At 60.4% G+C, this 19,187-nt stretch carries 20 protein-coding genes; 16 read left to right on the forward strand and 4 right to left on the reverse strand.

The window, feature by feature from the left end:
- The first annotated feature begins 63 nt into the window (after positions 1-63).
- Positions 64-690, forward strand: coding sequence for a LysE family translocator (locus H097_RS25060; protein ID WP_032863245.1), 627 nt, complete (start codon positions 64-66; stop codon positions 688-690).
- Positions 691-934: 244 nt separating this feature from the next.
- Here H097_RS25060 and uraH read toward each other — a convergent pair whose 3' ends face one another.
- A complete protein-coding gene (uraH, locus tag H097_RS25065) occupies positions 935-1,288 on the reverse strand; it encodes a hydroxyisourate hydrolase (protein WP_032863246.1) in 354 nt (117 codons plus the stop codon).
- 406 nt (positions 1,289-1,694) lie between these two features.
- Between uraH and puuE the strand changes: the two genes are divergently transcribed.
- From puuE to H097_RS25100, 8 genes are all read left to right on the forward strand, one after another.
- Positions 1,695-2,621 (forward strand): allantoinase PuuE, encoded by a 927-nt coding sequence (gene puuE, locus H097_RS25070; protein WP_032863247.1) that lies wholly within the window; start codon positions 1,695-1,697, stop codon positions 2,619-2,621.
- Positions 2,618-3,133, forward strand: a complete 516-nt coding sequence (gene uraD, locus H097_RS25075; protein ID WP_032863248.1) for a 2-oxo-4-hydroxy-4-carboxy-5-ureidoimidazoline decarboxylase — start codon at positions 2,618-2,620, stop codon at positions 3,131-3,133. The genes puuE and uraD overlap by 4 nt, the downstream gene beginning before the upstream one ends.
- A gap of 81 nt (positions 3,134-3,214) precedes the next feature.
- Positions 3,215-4,210: an allantoicase gene (alc, locus tag H097_RS25080; RefSeq protein WP_032863249.1), complete on the forward strand. Its 996-nt coding sequence runs from the start codon at positions 3,215-3,217 to the stop codon at positions 4,208-4,210.
- Between the two features lie 147 nt (positions 4,211-4,357).
- Positions 4,358-4,861 (forward strand): ureidoglycolate lyase, encoded by a 504-nt coding sequence (locus H097_RS25085; protein ID WP_032863250.1) that lies wholly within the window; start codon positions 4,358-4,360, stop codon positions 4,859-4,861.
- Positions 4,862-4,912: 51 nt separating this feature from the next.
- Positions 4,913-6,211 (forward strand): urate hydroxylase PuuD, encoded by a 1,299-nt coding sequence (locus H097_RS25090; protein ID WP_032863251.1) that lies wholly within the window; start codon positions 4,913-4,915, stop codon positions 6,209-6,211.
- Between the two features lie 197 nt (positions 6,212-6,408).
- Positions 6,409-7,752, forward strand: coding sequence for a nucleobase:cation symporter-2 family protein (locus H097_RS25095; protein WP_032863252.1), 1,344 nt, complete (start codon positions 6,409-6,411; stop codon positions 7,750-7,752).
- Between the two features lie 44 nt (positions 7,753-7,796).
- A complete protein-coding gene (locus H097_RS28270) occupies positions 7,797-8,192 on the forward strand; it encodes a hypothetical protein (RefSeq protein ID WP_130898266.1) in 396 nt (131 codons plus the stop codon).
- On the forward strand, positions 8,189-8,974 hold the full coding sequence (locus H097_RS25100; protein ID WP_032863253.1) for an outer membrane protein OmpK: 786 nt from the start codon (positions 8,189-8,191) through the stop codon (positions 8,972-8,974). Before H097_RS28270 ends, H097_RS25100 begins: the two co-directional genes overlap by 4 nt.
- A 44-nt stretch (positions 8,975-9,018) precedes the next feature.
- Here H097_RS25100 and H097_RS25105 read toward each other — a convergent pair whose 3' ends face one another.
- Both H097_RS25105 and H097_RS25110 read right to left on the reverse strand, forming a co-directional pair.
- Positions 9,019-10,167: a patatin-like phospholipase family protein gene (locus H097_RS25105; RefSeq protein ID WP_032863254.1), complete on the reverse strand. Its 1,149-nt coding sequence runs from the start codon at positions 10,165-10,167 to the stop codon at positions 9,019-9,021.
- 35 nt (positions 10,168-10,202) lie between these two features.
- Entirely contained in the window at positions 10,203-11,135 is a 933-nt protein-coding gene (locus H097_RS25110; RefSeq protein ID WP_032863255.1) for a lipid A biosynthesis lauroyl acyltransferase, read from the reverse strand.
- A gap of 118 nt (positions 11,136-11,253) precedes the next feature.
- Between H097_RS25110 and minC the strand changes: the two genes are divergently transcribed.
- From minC to H097_RS25140, 7 genes are all read left to right on the forward strand, one after another.
- Positions 11,254-11,991: a septum site-determining protein MinC gene (gene minC, locus H097_RS25115; RefSeq protein WP_032863256.1), complete on the forward strand. Its 738-nt coding sequence runs from the start codon at positions 11,254-11,256 to the stop codon at positions 11,989-11,991.
- A 200-nt stretch (positions 11,992-12,191) separates the two neighbouring features.
- Entirely contained in the window at positions 12,192-13,004 is an 813-nt protein-coding gene (gene minD, locus H097_RS25120) for a septum site-determining protein MinD (protein WP_032863258.1), read from the forward strand.
- 3 nt (positions 13,005-13,007) lie between these two features.
- Positions 13,008-13,262: a cell division topological specificity factor MinE gene (gene minE, locus H097_RS25125; protein WP_032863259.1), complete on the forward strand. Its 255-nt coding sequence runs from the start codon at positions 13,008-13,010 to the stop codon at positions 13,260-13,262.
- A gap of 189 nt (positions 13,263-13,451) precedes the next feature.
- Positions 13,452-14,087, forward strand: coding sequence for an RluA family pseudouridine synthase (locus H097_RS25130; RefSeq protein WP_032863260.1), 636 nt, complete (start codon positions 13,452-13,454; stop codon positions 14,085-14,087).
- Between the two features lie 172 nt (positions 14,088-14,259).
- Positions 14,260-15,549 carry a M18 family aminopeptidase gene (locus H097_RS25135; protein WP_032863261.1) on the forward strand — a complete coding sequence of 430 codons (1,290 nt, stop codon included), beginning with the start codon at positions 14,260-14,262 and terminating at the stop codon, positions 15,547-15,549.
- Between the two features lie 186 nt (positions 15,550-15,735).
- Positions 15,736-15,912 (forward strand): hypothetical protein, encoded by a 177-nt coding sequence (locus H097_RS28455; protein ID WP_162843703.1) that lies wholly within the window; start codon positions 15,736-15,738, stop codon positions 15,910-15,912.
- Positions 15,913-15,985: 73 nt separating this feature from the next.
- On the forward strand, positions 15,986-18,163 hold the full coding sequence (locus H097_RS25140; RefSeq protein ID WP_032863262.1) for a mechanosensitive ion channel domain-containing protein: 2,178 nt from the start codon (positions 15,986-15,988) through the stop codon (positions 18,161-18,163).
- On the opposite strand, the gene H097_RS25145 is transcribed toward H097_RS25140, so the two are convergent.
- A complete protein-coding gene (locus H097_RS25145) occupies positions 18,139-18,852 on the reverse strand; it encodes a UTRA domain-containing protein (RefSeq protein ID WP_032863263.1) in 714 nt (237 codons plus the stop codon). The genes H097_RS25140 and H097_RS25145 overlap by 25 nt on opposite strands.
- Positions 18,853-19,187 lie beyond the last annotated feature (335 nt).

The following is a 19,187-nucleotide window of genomic DNA, read 5'->3' on the forward strand; positions in this document are numbered from 1 at the left end:
CTCGGAAGCCGGCGAAAACCGCCTCACCCTCGGGTGGGGCTTTTGCATGTATGGAGGAATGTAATGAGCGTGGAAACCTGGCTGCTGTTCAGCGGCGCTGCTTTGATCGTGATCCTGATTCCGGGGCCGCTGTCGTTGCTGATGATCAGCAACAGCCTGAACTACGGCCTGCGCCGTTCGTACCCGGCGTTTCTTGGCGGGGTGTTTGCCTCGATCTGCCTGCTGAGCGCCTCGGCCCTCGGCCTGGGGGCCTTGTTGCTGGCGTCGGAGCAGTTGTTCAGCGCCTTGAAGATCGTCGGTGCGCTGTATCTGTTCTACCTCGCCTGGCAGAGCTGGCAGCAGTCGCGCCTGCCGTCCCAGGGCGCCGTGGTGCCGGACGCAGCACCCGTACCGCGCTTTCGCGCGCTGTTTGGCCGGGCCTTTGTGCTGGGCGCGAGCAACCCCAAGGACATTCTGTTTTTCGCCGCCTTCCTGCCGCAGTTTCTCAGCAGCCAGCAGCCGTTTTTGCCGCAACTGCTGATCATGATCGCCACCTGGACCGTGCTGGACCTGCTATGCAAGCTGGCCTACGGCCTGGGAGCCCATGGTGCCGCGCGGTATCTGCGCACCGGCAAGGGCCAGAGCTGGTTCAACCGTTTCAGTGCCGGGCTGTTTGGCAGCGCCGGGGCGGCATCGCTGCTCAGGGGCTAACACACAACCCTGTGGGAGCTGTCGAGCCCCAGCGAGGCTGCGATGACGTCGGCACAGCCAGTATTGATGTTGGCTGACCCGCCGCTATCGCAGCCTCGCTGGAGCTCGACAGCTCCCACACTTAATCCTCATATTCGCTGGCATTGGCTCATGACCCGCCTTTATTCGCGGGCAAAAAAAAGCCCGCAGTGTGAGCGGGCGAAACCAACGAAGAGCATTTGGGGGTGTGAAGCGAGGTGACGACTCAGCTACCGCGATAGGTGGAGTAGCTGTAGGGCGAAATCAGCAGCGGCACATGGTAGTGATCCTGTTCGGCACTGATGCCAAAACGCAGCACTACCACATCGAGAAACGCAGGTTCCGGCAGTTGCACGCCACGGGCGCGGTAGTAGTCGCCGGCACTGAACTGCAACTGGTAGACACCACTGCGGTACTCATCACCTTGCAGCAGCGGCGCGTCGCAACGGCCATCGCTGTTGGTCAGGGCACTGGCGACCAGCTCCAGTTGCGCGCCTTCGACGCGGAACAGTTCAACCTTGATGGCGCTGCCTGGGCAGCCGTGGGCGGCGTCCAGTACGTGTGTGGTCAGTCGTCCCATGGATCGGAGCTCCCGTGTCGTGGATTAATAAAGAGGCCGCACCTTTGCAGGGCAATGAAAAGCCGGCGATAGCCGATTAAGACATTTTTCAAAAAAATTGTACACAATAAATTCAACAAACATCCCTCCCCCTGTAGAAGCCAGCTCGTCGGCGATGACGGTGTATCGACCACAGATGTGGCAACGGCAAGAATGCCATCGCCAGCAAGCCGGCTCCTACAGATGGTTTTTCATATTTTAGTTGACCAATTGGGCAAGTTTCTTGCAAGGATAGGCCTCTGCTACCGCCTGGAAAAAATGCAGAAATACAGGCTTACAAAGTGACCATCAAGTTGTATACAATCAGCCCATCGCTGTGACGCCACGACCGCCACACCATCGATCACGAACAAGAAGGAAGACTGCAGTGAGCGCTGACTACCCACGCGACCTGATCGGTTACGGCAGTAACCCACCGCACCCTCACTGGCCGGGCAAGGCGCGCGTTGCCCTGTCGTTCGTACTCAATTACGAAGAAGGCGGTGAGCGCAATATCCTGCACGGCGACAAAGAGTCGGAAGCCTTCCTCTCGGAAATGGTCTCGGCCCAACCGCTGCAAGGCGCGCGCAACATGAGCATGGAGTCACTGTACGAATACGGCAGCCGTGCCGGCGTGTGGCGCATCCTCAAGCTGTTCAAGGAATTCGACATTCCGCTGACCATCTTCGCCGTGGCCATGGCTGCCCAGCGCCACCCCGATGTGATCCGTGCCATGGTCGCCGCCGGTCACGAGATCTGCAGCCACGGCTACCGCTGGATCGACTACCAGTACATGGATGAGGCCCAGGAGCGCGAGCACATGCTCGAAGCCATCCGTATCCTCACCGAGCTGACCGGCGAACGCCCACTGGGCTGGTACACCGGGCGCACCGGCCCCAACACACGGCGACTGGTGATGGAGGAAGGCGGCTTCCTGTATGACTGCGACACCTACGACGACGACCTGCCCTACTGGGAACCGAACAACCCGACCGGCAAGGCGCACCTGGTGATCCCCTACACCCTGGACACCAATGACATGCGCTTCACCCAGGTCCAGGGCTTCAACAAGGGCGACGACTTTTTCGAATACCTCAAGGACGCCTTCGATGTGCTGTATGCCGAAGGTGCCGAGGCCCCGAAAATGCTCTCCATCGGCCTGCATTGCCGCCTGATCGGCCGCCCGGCGCGCCTGGCCGCACTCAAGCGCTTTATCGAATACGCCAAGGGCCATGACCAGGTGTGGTTCACCCGCCGCGTCGACATTGCCCGCCACTGGCATGACGTACACCCTTTCCAGGGAGCCGCCAAATGACAGCGTTCCAAACCTTGAAACCATCGACCCTCAGCCGCGACGAATTTGTCGCAGCCTTCGCCGATATCTATGAACACTCGCCATGGGTGGCCGAAAAGGCCTTCGACCTGGGCCAGGACGCTTCGATCGATGAGATTGAGACCCTGCACCAGCGCATGAGCGATATCCTGTTGAGTGCCGATCACACCAGGCAACTGGCCCTGATCAACGCTCACCCGGACCTGGCCGGCAAAGCTGCCGTCCAGGGCCAACTGACCGAAGCCAGCACTAACGAACAAGCTGGCGCCGGTATCCACCAATGCTCGAGCGACGAGTTTTCGCGCTTCACCGAGCTGAACGATGCCTACAAGGCCAAGTTCAAGTTTCCCTTCATCATGGCGGTAAAAGGCAGCAACCGGCATCAGATCCTCGCCGCGTTTGAAACGCGCATCCACAACCCGGTCGAGACCGAGTTCAAGTGCGCACTGGCAGAGATCAACAAGATCGCGTTGTTCCGATTACTGACCCTTTAGCAAACCTGGCCCGAGCGAATCGATCAACGCCCAGGGCCTGGCAAGCATCCCAAGCCACTCTATCTAAGGCAGACAAGAAGAATGAAAGCGCAACCCGTACCTTTCGAGAAGTTCGTCAACCTGGCCGACGCCCGCCTGGGCACCAAGATCATCTCGGTGACCGATGACTGGTTCGCCGACGCCAACCGACTGTTCCAGCCGACCCCGGCCGTATGGAAGGAGGGCGTTTTCGATGATAACGGCAAGTGGATGGACGGCTGGGAGTCCCGCCGCAAGCGCTTCGAAGGCTTCGACAGCGCGGTGATCCGCCTGGGCGTACCGGGTTCGATCAAGGGCGTGGACATCGACACTTCATTCTTCACCGGCAACTTCCCGCCATCGGCGTCCCTGGAAGGCTGCTTCCTGGCTTCGGGCGAGCCCGATGACAACACCCAGTGGGTTGAAGTGCTGTCCGCCGTAGAGTTGCAGGGCAACAGCCATCACTTCCACGAGATCAACAACGACCAGGCGTTCAGCCACCTGCGCTTCAACATCTTCCCGGATGGCGGCGTAGCACGTCTGCGTGTGTACGGCATTCCGTTCCGCGACTGGTCGACCGTGGGTGACAACGAACAAGTGGACCTGGCCTCCTCCCTCAATGGCGGTCGCGCACTGGCCTGCTCCGATGAACACTTCGGGCGCATGGGCAACATCCTCAACCCGGGCCGCGGCATCAACATGGGCGATGGCTGGGAAACCGCACGCCGTCGCACGCCTGGCAATGACTGGGTAATCGTCGCGCTGGGGCATGCCGGCGAGATCGAAAAAGTGGTGGTCGATACCCTGCACTTCAAGGGCAACTACCCGGACACTTGCTCGATCCAGGGCGCGTTCGTCAAAGGCGGCACCGACAGCCAGATCGAAACCCAATCGCTGTTCTGGCGCGAACTGCTGCCAGCACAGAAACTGGAAATGCACGCCGAACACACCTTCGCCGAGCAGATCAAGGCACTGGGCCCGATCACCCACATCCGCCTCAACGTATTCCCGGATGGTGGTGTGAGCCGCCTGCGGGTTTTCGGCAAGGTCGCTAAATAAGGCCGCCCATGTAGGAGCGAGCTTGCTCGCGAAGATCGTCAACGATAACGCGCCCCTCCTGGATAAACGCGGTGCCCTTGAGTTTTTCGCGAGCAAGCTCGCTCCTACACAGATCCATCAATAACTAAACAGATTAAGAAGACAGCCATGCGCACACTGATGATCGAACCCTTGACCAAAGAAGCCTTCGCCCCTTTCGGAGACGTTATCGAAACCGAAGGCAGCGATCACTTCATGATCAACAACGGCTCGACCATGCGCTTTCATAAACTGGCGACGGTCGAGACCGCCACGCCAGAAGACCACGCCATCATCAGCATCTTCCGCGCCGATGCGCAGGACATGCCGTTGACCGTGTGCATGCTGGAAAGACACCCGCTGGGCAGCCAGGCCTTTATCCCGCTGCTCGGCAACCCCTTTCTGATCGTGGTCGCGCCGGTTGGCGATGAACCTGTATCAGGCTTGGTCCGCGCCTTCGTCACCAACGGCAGGCAGGGCATTAATTACCATCGCGGCGTCTGGCACCACCCGGTGCTGACGATCGAAAAGCGGGATGACTTCCTGGTGGTTGATCGCAGTGGCACAGGCAATAACTGCGATGAGCATTTTTTCAAAGAGGATGAGCGGTTGATCCTCGCCCCCCACCAATAAGAGAAGGTCCGATCACCCGACAACAAGGGTGACGGGCGAGAGGTAAAGACTGTGGAAGCACATCTGTTGGAATGGCTGAACCTTAGCGTGCGCTGGGTTCATATGATCACTGGCGTGGCCTGGATCGGTGCGTCTTTCTATTTCGTATGGCTGGAAAACAACCTGAACCGCGTCAACCCCAAAAGCGGCCTGGCTGGCGATTTATGGGCAATCCACGGTGGCGGTATCTACCACCTGGAAAAATACAAACTGGCCCCACCGACCATGCCGGACAACCTGCACTGGTTCAAATGGGAAGCCTATTTCACCTGGATGTCGGGCGTCGCGCTGCTCTGCGTGGTGTTCTACCTCAACCCGACGCTGTACCTGCTCGCCCCCGGCAGCAGCCTCAGCGGTACCGAAGGCGTGTTGCTGGGCATTGGCTCACTGTTCGCCGGCTGGTTCATCTACTCCTTTCTGTGCGACTCGGCCCTGGGCAAACGCCCTGCCCTGCTCGGCTTCATCCTGTTCGTCCTGTTGATCGGCGCCGCCTATGGCTTCAGCAAGGTGTTCAGTGGCCGTGGCGCGTACCTGCATGTGGGCGCCATCATCGGCACCATCATGGTCGGCAACGTGTTCCGCATCATCATGCCGGCCCAGCGTGCGCTGGTGGCGGCGATCGCGGAAAACCGCACGCCAGACCCGGCACTGCCGGCCAAGGGCCTGTTGCGTTCACGCCATAACAACTACTTCACCCTGCCTGTGCTGTTCATCATGATCAGCAACCACTTCCCGAGCACCTACGGCAGCCAGTACAACTGGTTGATCCTGGCCGGGATCGCGGTGGCGGCGGTGTTGGTGCGTCACTACTTCAACACCCGCCACGACAGCCAGAAATACGCCTGGACTCTGCCGGTCGGTGCCCTGGCGATGATCTGCCTGGCTTATGTCACCGGTCCAAAACCCGCGGTTACCACACCGGACGTGGCCAAGGCGCCAGCAGCGATCGAGTACCAGCCATTGCCGGAAACCGCATTGGGTGGCGGCCTCAAGCCAGCAGCTCCCGCCGCGCCAGCACCAGCGGCAGAAGCGCCTGCGGCCCAGGCCTCGACGGATTTTGGCAAGGTACATAGCGTGATTGAAGAGCGTTGCACCGTGTGCCATTCGGCCAAGCCCACCAGCCCGCTGTTCAGCACCGCACCGGCCGGGGTGATGTTCGATACCCCGGCGCAGATCCAGCAGCAAGCGGCGCGCATTCAAGCGCAGGCGGTTGCCAGCCAGATCATGCCGCTGGGCAACATTACCCAGATGACTCAACAGGAACGCGAGTTGATTGGTAGCTGGATCAATCAGGGGGCCCGCACTAACTGACAGCCTGACGCAAATCCAAAATGTGGGAGCGGGCTTGCTCGCGAATGCGGTGTGTCATTCAACCCTTAAGGTGACTGAGCCGCCGTTTTCGCGAGCAAGCCCGCTCCCACAGGGGATCTGCGGTGATTTTGAGATCGAGCTCCAAATGGCAATTGACTGCCAAACAACACAAAAATAAAAAAGATCCGAGGTGTTGCATGTCCCAGTTAGAAACGCAGATTCCTGCCGCGCCCGCCATGGTGCGGCTTCCACTTTTGCAACTGATCCTGGTAGGCCTGCAACATGTACTGCTGATGTACGGCGGCGCCGTGGCCGTACCGCTGATCATCGGACAAGCCGCGGGCTTGAGCCGTGAAGAAATCGCCTTTCTGATCAACGCCGACCTGTTGGTGGCGGGGATCGCCACCATGGTCCAGTCCTTTGGCATCGGCCCGCTGGGTATCCGTATGCCGGTGATGATGGGCGCCAGCTTTGCTGCGGTCGGCAGCATGGTCGCCATGGCAGGCATGCCGGGTATCGGCCTGCAAGGGATCTTCGGCGCAACCATCGCCGCCGGGTTCTTTGGTATGGTGATCGCGCCGTTCATGTCCAAGGTAGTACGCTTCTTCCCTCCGTTGGTGACCGGTACCGTGATCACCGCCATCGGTCTTTCGTTGTTTCCCGTCGCGGTGAACTGGGCGGGCGGTGGCGCCAGCGCTGTGCAATTCGGCTCACCGATCTACCTGGCCATCGCCGGCCTGGTACTCGCCACCATCCTGTTGATCAACCGTTTCATGCGCGGTTTCTGGGTCAATATCTCGGTGCTGATCGGCATGGCCCTGGGCTATGCCTTGTGCGGTTTGCTCGGCATGGTCGACCTCGGTGGCCTGGAGCAGGCGCCGTGGGTGCAAGTGGTCACGCCGTTGCACTTCGGCATGCCCACGTTCGAGTTGGCGCCGATCCTGTCGATGTGCCTGGTGGTCGTGATTATTTTCGTCGAGTCCACCGGCATGTTCCTGGCCCTGGGCAAGATCACCGGGCAGGAAGTCACCCCGAAAATGCTACGGCGCGGCCTGCTGTGCGATGCCGGCGCATCGTTCTTTGCCGGGTTCTTCAACACCTTCACCCACTCCTCTTTCGCCCAGAACATCGGCCTGGTGCAGATGACCGGCGTGCGTTGCCGCTCGGTGACGATCATGGCCGGGGCCTTTCTGATTGTGCTGAGCCTGCTGCCCAAGGCGGCGTTTTTGGTAGCGTCGATTCCACCTGCGGTGCTGGGTGGTGCGGCCATCGCGATGTTCGGCATGGTCGCGGCGACCGGGATCAAGATCCTCCAGGAAGCCGACATTGCCGACCGCCGTAACCAGTTGCTGGTGGCCGTGAGCATCGGCATGGGCCTGATTCCGGTGGTACGCCCGGAGTTCTTCGCCCAGTTGCCGTTGTGGATGAGCCCGATTACCCATAGCGGCATTGCCATGGCCACGCTCAGTGCGTTGTCGCTGAACGTGTTGTTCAACATCCTGGGCGGTTCAGAACGACCCGAAATCGCCCATACGCATTGATTCCTTCGTTACTACAAAAATAACAACGAACAGGGAATATCCACATGCACGCCATTCACCTGGGGCCGGCCACACGCCGTGCCCCATTCTCGCCCCTCGCGCTCTTTTACAGCGCACTTGAGCACAGGCTCTGGAGCCAGTATTCTCCGCGCCCGCTCAAATCGACTCAAAAAAAAACAGCGAATGTAAAAGCTGACTTAAAGGCCAACTTATCCCGGCCTTATGTTGGCTGCCAAAGTGCGCAAAAGTCCTCTGAATTCGACTGCATCCCCTGCAGCCGACGGGGATTTTTTGGCTTTTCAAACACCTTGGCGCAGCTCTTGCTAAAAGCATTAAAGCTGACCGAACAGACGATTTTTGCAGCGAACCAAAAGGCGCCACACCAGAGCGCCTGCGTAGAAGAAAAACCACAAAACCTTAGCTCGGGAGCAACCGAATGAAACGTACCGTGAACAGCCTTATGTTGGCAGGATCCCTGTTGGTTGGGGGCCAAGCGATGGCGGGTGACCTGCTGCAGTGGCAGAACAACAGCCTGACTTACCTGTGGGGCAAGAACTTCAAAGTCAACCCAGAGATCCAGCAAACCGTCACCTTTGAACATGCCGATGCGTGGAAGTACGGCGACAACTTCTTCTTCCTCGACCGTATCTTTTACAACGGCAAGGAAGACGGCAACGTCGGCCCCAATACTTACTATGGCGAGTTCAGCCCACGGCTGTCGTTTGGCAAGATCTTCGATAAAGACTTGTCCTTCGGACCGATCAAAGATGTCTTGCTGGCGTTCACTTACGAGTTCGGCGAAGGCGACAATGAGTCCTACCTGGTAGGCCCGGCATTTGACTTGAACATCCCCGGCTTCGATTACTTCCAGTTGAACTTCTACCAGCGCCAGACCGAAGGCAATCGCCCGGGTGACGGCGTATGGCAGATCACGCCGGTATGGTCGTACACCATTCCCGTGGGCAACTCCGACGTGCTGATCGACGGTTTCATGGACTGGGTGGTGGATAACGACAAGAACGCCCGTGGCACCTACCACGCCAACCTGCACTTCAACCCGCAGGTCAAATATGACTTGGGCAAGGCCATGAGCTGGGGCGCCAAGCAGTTGTATGTCGGCTTTGAATACGACTACTGGAAGAACAAGTACGGGATCCAGGACAGCGGCGCGTTCGAGACCAATCAGGACACGGCGAGCCTGCTGGTCAAGTACCACTTCTAAAGCCTGAACACGGCCCCCTGTAGGAGCTTGTCTCCTACAAGGGATCAGGCCAAGCCCAGGAACCGCTGCAACTCTTCGCGCTTGGCCAGTGCATCGCGCCGGCCCAGCTCGATCAACTCACTGCAATACCCCGCCTCGAACAGCAGATAGCTGAGCACCCCCGCCCCGCTGGTCTTGGTCGCCCCTGGCCCACGTAAAAACAGACGCAACGCTGCCGGCAGTTCCTGGCGATGGCGCGCCGCAATCTCGTCGATTGGCTGGCTGGGCGCAATCACCAGCACGTCTACCGGTGCCAGACCGCGCGCGGCGCTGTCGGCCGGCTGCAGATGGCTGAACTGGTTGAGGCGCTCCAGCAACTCGATATCGCTCTCAAGGCTGTCAATGAACGTGCTGTTGAGCATGTGCCCGCCGATCTGCGCCAGGGTCGGCTGCTGGCCGGTGTAAGTGCGTTGCTGCGGCTCATTCGGGTCAACGGAACGCGGGTTGCCACTGACGCCCACCACCAGCACCCGGCTCGCCCCCAGGTGCAAAGCCGGGCTGATCGGCGCCGACTGCCGGACGGCGCCATCGCCAAAATACTCCTGATCGAGTTTGACTGGCGCAAACAGCAACGGAATCGCCGAGCTGGCCAGCAGGTGCTCCACGGTCAACTCCGTGGGCAGGCCAATGCGCCGGTGGCGCAGCCAGGCGTCGATGGTGCCGCCACCCTGATAGAACGTCACCGCCTGCCCCGACTCATAGCCGAACGCCGTCACGGCGACGGCGTGCAGGTGTTTATGGCGGATCGCCTCATTGATGCCTTCGAAATGCAATTTTTCCTGCAACAGTTCCCGTAGTGGCGAACTGTCGAGCAGCGCCACCGGCACCGGCGATCCCAGGCCCAACAGGCTGCGGGTCAGGAAGCGGCTGGCCTGGTGAATCACCCCCGGCCAGTCGCTGCGCAGTACCAGATGGCTGCGAAAGCCCTGCCAGAAGGCGGTGAGGCGTTCAATGGCGGCGGTAAAATCCATGGCCCCGCTGGCCAGGCTCACGGCGTTGATTGCGCCGGCCGAGGTGCCGACAATCACCGGGAAGGGATTGGCCGCGCCCGGCGGCAACAGTTCGGCAATCGCCGCCAGCACCCCGACCTGATACGCCGCACGCGCCCCGCCGCCGGAAAGAATCAAGCCAGTGACCGGTTCAGTTGGGCGCATTGCATAACTCCATGGGCGGGGGACAGTCCGTTTGTTCAGCGACGCTTTTCGTACAGCTTGGGTTCGCCCGGCGGCCGGCTCTTGAAACGGCGATGGGCCCACAGGTATTGCTCAGGGCACTCGCGCACCACCGTTTCCACCCACTGGTTGATGCGCAGGCAATCGACTTCGTCGGACTCACCGGGAAAGTCGCGCAACGGCGGATGAATCACCATGCGGTAACCGCTGCCATCCGCCAGGCGCTGCTGGGTAAACGGCACCACTAACGCCTTGCCCAGCCGCGCGAACTTGCTGGTGGCGGTGACCGTGGCGGCCTGGATACCGAACAACGGCACAAAAACGCTTTGCTTGGCGCCATAGTCCTGGTCCGGCGCATACCAGATCGCCCGGCCGGCGCGCAGCAGCTTGAGCATGCCGCGCACGTCTTCACGCTCTACCGCCAGGGAATCGAGGTTGTGGCGCTCGCGGCCACGGCGCTGGATGAAATCGAACAACGGGTTGCCGTGCTCACGGTACATGCCATCGATGGTGTGCTTCTGGCCCAGCAAGGCAGCGCCGATCTCCAGGGTGGTGAAATGCAGGGCCATGAGGATCACGCCCTTGCCTTCCAGTTGTGCCTGCTTGAGGTGTTCCAGCCCTTCGACATGGGCCAGGCGCGCCAGGCGCGGCTTGGGCCACCACCAACTCATGGCCATCTCGAAGAAGGCGATGCCGGTGGACGCAAAGTTTTCCTTGAGCAAATGTTTACGCTCCTGGGCGGACATTTGCGGGAAGCACAGTTCCAGGTTTCGCGCGGCAATACGCCGACGTTCACCGGCCACTCGGTACATAAACGCACCCAGGACACGGCCAATCCCCAACAAAACCCGGTATGGCAGCTGCACGATCAACCACAGCACACCAAGTCCCAGCCACAACAGCCAGAAGCGCGGGTGAAAAAATACAGCTCGAAAACGCGGGCGATCCATTACAGATTCCGGTAAAGACAAGGGCCGCGCATTCTACAACGGTTCGACCCGGCTTGCGGCTAGCGGATGTTCTCGTTATAAGTCTCGACACTTTTCGTGACAAGCCGCTTTGCCGACCATGAGCCAAACTGAATCGCTAGACCAAGATCCCGTATTCCAGCTCAAGGGCAGCATGCTGGCCATTACTGTGCTGGAACTGGCCCGCAACGACCTTGACGCACTGGATCGCCAGCTTGCCGCCAAAGTCGCCCTCGCGCCGAATTTCTTCAACAATGCGCCGCTGGTGCTGGCCCTGGACAAATTGCCAGCCGGCCAGGGCGCCGTTGATCTGCCGGGCTTGATGCGCGTGTGCCGCCAACATGGCCTGCGCACCCTGGCCATTCGCGCCAGCCGCATTGAAGACATCGCTGCGGCCATCGCCATTGAACTGCCAGTATTGCCACCGTCCGGCGCCCGCGAGCGCGTGCTCGACCCGGTGGAAACTGAAGTGAAGAAAAAACCGGAAAAACCACCCGAGCCGACGATCAAGCCTACAAAGATCATCACCTCCCCCGTACGCGGCGGGCAGCAAATTTACGCCCAGGGCGGCGATCTGGTTGTAGTCGCCCCCGTCAGTCCCGGTGCGGAACTTCTCGCCGATGGCAACATCCATGTATACGGCCCAATGCGCGGTCGGGCACTGGCCGGGGTCAAGGGTGATACCAAGGCACGGATTTTCTGCCAGCAACTGAGTGCTGAGCTGGTGTCCATCGCCGGGCAGTACAAGGTTTCAGAAGATTTGCGGCGTGATCCGCTGTGGGGGGCCGGGGTACAGATCAGCCTGTCGGGCGATGTGTTGAACATCATCCGTCTTTAACGGATACTGCCGCATTTTCCAAGCATCTCTAGACTCTGATAGCAAAGCGAAACCGGCAAGACTTGTGTAGGAACAATAGGAAGTTGGCGTTTCCCTACGGGAACCACATCTTTTTCTTACGAAGGCTGTCCGCCTGCAGCGAGTTTCAAGAGATGTTTTTCAGGGACCGAAAAGTCCTTTTTCCTTAGGGGTGAAACACCTTGGCCAAGATTCTCGTGGTTACATCCGGCAAGGGTGGTGTGGGTAAGACCACCACCAGCGCCGCTATCGGTACCGGCCTCGCTCTGCGCGGCCACAAGACAGTCATCGTCGACTTCGACGTGGGCTTGCGTAACCTTGACCTGATCATGGGTTGCGAGCGCCGCGTGGTGTACGACTTCGTCAACGTGGTCAACGGCGAAGCCAACCTGCAACAGGCACTGATCAAGGACAAGCGCCTTGAGAACCTGTATGTACTGGCCGCCAGCCAGACCCGTGACAAAGACGCGCTGACCAAAGAAGGCGTGGAAAAAGTCCTGATGGAACTCAAGGAAACCTTTGAGTTCGTGGTCTGCGACTCCCCGGCCGGTATCGAGACCGGTGCTCACCTGGCGATGTACTTCGCCGATGAAGCCATCGTCGTGACCAACCCGGAAGTGTCTTCGGTACGTGACTCGGACCGTATGCTGGGCCTGCTGGCCAGCAAATCCCGTCGCGCCGAGAAAGGCGAAGACCCGATCAAGGAGCACCTGCTGCTGACCCGCTACAACCCTGAGCGCGTAAGCAAGGGCGAGATGCTGGGCGTAGAAGACGTTAAAGAGATCCTGGCAGTTGCGCTGCTGGGTGTGATCCCAGAATCCCAAGCGGTACTCAAGGCGTCCAACCAGGGCGTACCGGTCATTCTCGACGACCAGAGCGACGCCGGCCAGGCGTACAGCGATGCTGTCGATCGCTTGCTGGGCAAGACCGTGGAACATCGCTTCCTCGATGCACAGAAGAAGGGATTCTTCGAGCGCCTGTTTGGAGGCAACTAAACAATGAGTATTTTTGACTTCTTTCGCTCCACCAAAAAAACTAGCACTGCGTCGGTAGCGAAAGAGCGTCTACAGATCATCGTGGCGCACGAACGCGGCCAACGCAGCACCCCGGATTACCTGCCAGCCCTGCAAAAGGAACTGGTGGAGGTGATCCGCAAGTACGTCAATATCGGTAACGATGACGTGCATGTCGCCCTGGAAAATGACGGCAGCTGCTCGATTCTGGAACTCAATATCACCCTGCCTGATCGTTGATCGAACAGGCGGTCGCCACGGCGGCTCCGCTATATCGCCCCCTGTAGGAGCGAGCTTGCTCGCGAAGGACTCAAGTGCACCGCGTTCATCCTGGATAAACGCGACGCTCTCAGGTTCTTCGCGAGCAAGCTCGCTCCTACAAGAGGCGATGGGCGCAGCCGCCGTTGGCGTTTGTTACGAGGCTGTTTAATGCCGCTGTCCAATATCCATATTCTCCACCAGGATGCCGCTGTGCTGGTGGTGAACAAGCCTACCCTGCTGCTGTCGGTGCCAGGTCGCGCCGACGACAACAAGGATTGCCTGATCACCCGCCTGCAGGAAAACGGCTATCCCGAGGCCCGCATCGTCCATCGTCTGGACTGGGAAACTTCGGGGATCATCCTGCTGGCCCGGGATGCTGACACCCACCGCGAACTGTCCCGTCAGTTTCACGACCGCGAAACCGAAAAAGCCTACACCGCCTTGTGCTGGGGCCAACCGGAACTGGACAGTGGCAGCATCGACCTGCCGCTGCGCTATGACCCGCCGACCAAGCCGCGACATGTGGTGGACCATGAGTTCGGCAAACACGCACTGACCTTCTGGAAAGTCCTGGAGCGTTGCGGGGATTGGTGCCGAGTTGAGCTGACGCCGATTACCGGACGTTCACACCAGTTGCGCGTGCATATGCTGTCCATCGGTCACCCGCTGCTGGGCGACGGTTTGTATGCCCACGAACAGGCCCTGGCTGCCTGGCCCCGCCTGTGCCTGCACGCGTGCATGCTGAGCTTTACTCACCCGCAAAGCGGCGAACGTTTGCGCTTCGAGTGCCCTGCGCCGTTCTAAAATTGGCAACCCGATCAAAAATGTGGGAGCGGGCTTGCTCGCGAATGCGGTCTATCAGTCACAGAAAGGCTGACTGACACACCGCATTCGCGAGCAAGCCCGCTCCCACATTTGTTCTGTGCACTTATCACATCGGACGGTAAACTCGCGCCATTGCTGTCTGGAGCTACTTATGCGCGAAGCGTTGAATCAAGGCCTGATCGACTTCCTCAAGGCCTCTCCCACCCCCTTTCATGCCACTGCTGCCCTGGCCCAACGCCTGGAAGCCGCCGGTTTCCAGCGTCTTGACGAGCGCGAGACCTGGACCACCGAGGCCAACGGTCGCTACTACGTAACCCGTAACGACTCCTCGATCATCGCGTTCAAGATGGGCCGCCAATCGCCCCTGCATGACGGCATCCGCCTGGTGGGCGCCCATACCGACAGCCCGTGCCTGCGGGTCAAGCCGCAACCCGAGCTGCAACGCCAGGGTTTCTGGCAACTGGGTGTGGAAGTCTACGGCGGCGCATTGCTGGCGCCGTGGTTCGACCGCGACCTGTCCCTGGCCGGGCGCGTGACGTTCCGCCGTGACGGCAAGGTCGAAAGCCAGTTGATCGACTTCAAGTTGCCGATCGCCATTATCCCCAACCTGGCCATCCACCTGAACCGGGAAGCCAACCAGGGCTGGGCGATCAACGCCCAGACCGAACTGCCGCCAATCCTCGCGCAGTTTGCCGGTGACGAGCGCGTAGACTTCCGCGCCGTGCTCACCGACCAACTGGCCCGCGAACATGGCCTGAACGCCGACGTAGTGCTCGACTACGAGTTGAGTTTCTACGACACCCAAGGCGCCGCCGTGATTGGCCTGCATGGCGACTTTATCGCCGGTGCACGCCTGGACAACCTGCTGTCGTGCTACGCCGGCCTGCAAGCCCTGCTCACCAGCGAGACCGACGAAACCTGCGTGCTGGTGTGTACCGACCACGAAGAAGTCGGCTCCTGCTCGGCTTGCGGTGCCGACGGCCCGATGCTGGAGCAGACCTTGCGCCGCCTGCTGCCTGAAGGTGATGAGTTCGTACGTACGATTCAGAAGTCACTGCTGGTCTCTGCCGACAATGCCCACGGCATCCACCCCAACTATGCCGACAAGCATGATGCCAACCACGGCCCCAAACTCAATGCCGGCCCGGTGATCAAGGTCAACAGCAACCAGCGCTACGCCACCAACAGCGAAACCGCCGGGTTCTTCCGCCACCTGTGCATGGCCGAAGAAGTACCGGTGCAGAGTTTCGTGGTGCGCAGCGACATGGGCTGCGGCTCGACCATCGGCCCGATCACCGCCAGCCACCTCGGCGTGCGCACCGTGGACATCGGCCTGCCGACATTCGCCATGCACTCGATCCGCGAGCTGTGCGGCAGCCATGACCTGGCGCACCTGGTGAAGGTGTTGAGTGCGTTTTATGCGAGTCGTGACCTGCCCTGAGATCGGCGGCGCTGCCAATCGCGGCAAGCCCGCTCCTACAGAAGACTGCGGTCAAAATGTGGGAGTGGGCTTGCCCGCGATGGCGATTTCGACCGCACTCCATCTCTATCTGACACACATCAAGGCACCCTGCACCAAACACGCCTAGACTGGTAATCATCTTCCAACGACAAGGCCGTCCCCACCATGATCCCGATGTCCGCCTTCCACGCCATGCTCATCCCCATCCTCGCGGGCATGATCCTGCTGGCCGTTGGCTTCAACTTCCGCGACAAGAACCTCGGTGTGTTTGGCATGTGGGTCGGCATGCTGCTGATCCTCGGCACCATCGTCTTCCGGATCCTCGCCAAACTGGCCGAATAGACAAATGCACTCGCATTGGGCATAGCGCCCTCGTACACTCGGTCGATCTGTCGTTTTCAAGGTTGACCGCCTCGTGCTTGCCCGTCTGTTTGCCCTGCCGTACTGCCTGCTCCTGTGTCTGCTGACCCTGCTGCCCATCGCCCCTGCCCAGGCGGTCGGCCTGCCCGGCATCCTCGGCAGCTCCTCCAAGGCCCAGCCGCAGGCCGATGTGCCGTTGGGGCAGTCCCTGGACGAGGTGATCAAGAACCTGGAAAACGACCAGCAGCGCGCCAAGCTGCTGGCCGACCTGAAAAAGCTGCGCGAAGCCACGAAAAAGGCCCAGCCCGCCGCCGAGCAAGGGGTACTGGGCTTGATCGGTGGGACCCTGGCCAGTCTGGAGCAACAGCTGTCCGGCACCGACAGCCCGCTCAATCGCTGGTCTGCCGAATTCGACCAGGCTAAGTCCGAGTTTTCCGCATTGATGCTGCCGGCCAGCGAATGGCTGCCGATCATCTTCGGTTTTGCCGTGATTTTGATGCTCTGGAGCCTGCTGGCTGCCGCGCTGATCTGGCTCGGTCACTGGGTGCGCCTGCGCTTTGGCCTCAGTGAAGAACTGCCACAACACCCCAAGACCTGGGACATGCTGCGCTTTGCCTTGCGCAAGCTAGGGCCCTGGCTGATTGCCTTGGTGATCACGGTCTATATGAGTTACGCCCTGCCCTCATCCCTGGGCAAATCCCTGGCCATGGTGCTGGCGTACGCGCTGGTGGTCGGCACCTGTTTCTCGGCGATCTGCGTCATTGCCTTCTCTGTACTCGACGGCCCGCACCGCCACCGGGCGCTGTATATCCTGCGCCACCAGGCCTTTCGCCCGCTGTGGCTGATCGGCAGTTTTGCCGCCTTTGGCGAGGCGCTGAGCGACCCGCGCCTGACCGAAGCCCTGGGGATCCACCTCGCGCACAGCGCGGCGACGGTCGCCAATGTACTGGCCGCGCTGTCCACCGGCGTGTTCATCCTGCGTTTCCGCCGCCCCATCGCCCACCTGATCCGCAACCAGCCACTGTCACGGCGCCTGACCCGCCGTGCGCTGACGGATACCCTGTCGATCATCGGCACCTTCTGGTATTTGCCGGCACTGTTGCTGGTGGGTATTTCGCTGTTTGCCACCTTTGTTTCCGCCGGCGACACCAGCACCGCGCTGCGTCAGTCGCTGTTTTGCACGGTGTTGCTGGTGTTGTGCATGGTGATCAATGGCCTGGTGCGCCGCCAGGCCCTCAAGCCGCAACGCGGGCACAAGCGTCACGCGCTGTATTCCGAGCGGCTGAAAAGCTTCTTCTACACCCTGGTCCACCTGTTGGTATGGCTGGTGTTTATCGAGCTGGGCCTGCGCGTGTGGGGCTGGTCGCTGATCCGCTTTACCGAAGGCGACGGGCATGAAATCAGCGTCAAACTGTTTGGCCTGGCCGGTACGCTGCTGTTTTCGTGGCTGATCTGGATCCTCGCCGATACCGCGATCCATCACGCCCTCACCCGCTCACGCAAAGGCCTGGCCAACGCGCGGGCGCAGACCATGATGCCGTTGATCCGTAACGTGCTGTTCGTGACGATCTTTATCATCGCCGCCATCGTCGCCCTGGCGAACATGGGCATGAACGTCACGCCACTGCTGGCCGGTGCCGGTGTGATCGGCCTGGCCATCGGCTTTGGTGCGCAGTCCCTGGTGGCGGACTTGATCACCGGCCTGTTCATCATCATCGAAGACTCCCTGGCCATCGATGACTACGTGGACGTCGGCGGCCACCTGGGCACCGTCGAAGGCCTGACCATCCGCACCGTGCGCCTGCGTGACATCGACGGCATCGTCCATACCATCCCGTTCAGCGAGATCAAGAGCATCAAGAACTACTCGCGGGAATTCGGCTACGCGATTTTCCGCGTCGCGGTACCCGCCAGCATGGACATCGACACCGCGATCAAGCTGATGCGCGATGTGGGGCAGAAAATGCGCGCCGACCCGCTGCAACGTCGCAATATCTGGTCGCCCCTGGAGTTCCAGGGTGTGGAGAGTTTCGAGTCCGGCAACGCTATTCTGCGCGCACGCTTCAAGACCGCGCCGATCAAGCAGTGGGAGGTGTCGCGGGCGTTCAACCTGTCGCTCAAGCGGCATCTGGACGAGGCCGGGATGGACCTGGCGATGCCGCGCTTGAGTGTGCAGGTGGTGACGGCGGCGAGTGGCCCGCAGGACACTCAGGTCACATCCACCCCCACATGAATCGCGTCATGGCGCCAGAACTCCAGATCGCAATCGATCAGCCGCTCATGTTGATCGTAGTTGACCCGGGCGATCCGCAGCCCGGGGCTGCCCACCGAGACTTTCAGGGCTGCTGCCGCGTCTACCTGCAATGAGGTCGGCACAATCTCGAAGCGCACGCGCCCGTAATGCAGGTCGTACTTGCGTGCATATAACTCGGTCATCGATTCATTCAAGTCGCACGCCAGGATCCCCGGGAAATACTGGGGATTGAGGTAGTGCTCGACATACAGCACCAATCGCCCATCAATCCGTCGCCTGCGGCGGATCTGGATCACGCTGGACAGGGCCGGCAGTTGCAACCACGCGCAGACTGCCGCCGACGCCGGTTGCAGGCGTGCCGAGATGACCTCGGTAGACGGCACCCGGCCCTGGGCGCTGACCATCGCGTGGAAGTGGCTGCGCTGCATCAGGTTGTAGGCCAGACGGGGCGGCGAGACAAACCAGCCGCGGCGTTCCTCGCGGTAGATCTGGCCCTGGGCCTCCAATTGCAGCAAGGCTTCGCGCACCGTTATCCGGGTGGTACCAAACAACTCACTGAGTTTGCGCTCGGCCGGCAATTTGCTCGCAGGCGTCAATAAGCCGTGGCTGATCTGCTCTTGCAGCGCCTGGCCAATGGCTGTCACCGCTTTGGTTGCCTCATCACGCATCAACGTTACCTATCTGGACTAGGCCAGCACTGTCTGGGTGCACCAAATGCCCCTGGAATGGGCGGCGGTCATTGCGTGCAAGCCTAGGCATCACACATGACCGACAGATGACAGCGCCTTGCGCCGCTGCCTCATACGCCCTGCAATACATCGGCCAAGTCCAGTAAATACGGGGTCCATGCATTGGTCTACGCTTACCCGGCAGGCGCCTGCGCAGGCGTTATAAAAACGACATCGACATGAAACTGTCATCCAGCGCGCCTAAATTGGCTCGTGTATTGCTGACCTAGACCAAACCAACCGCGCATCATAAAAAACGCAGCGTTGAAAACGCC

This window comes from Pseudomonas sp. FH4, assembly GCF_000510915.2.
Taxonomy (GTDB): Bacteria; Pseudomonadota; Gammaproteobacteria; order Pseudomonadales; family Pseudomonadaceae; genus Aquipseudomonas; species Aquipseudomonas brenneri.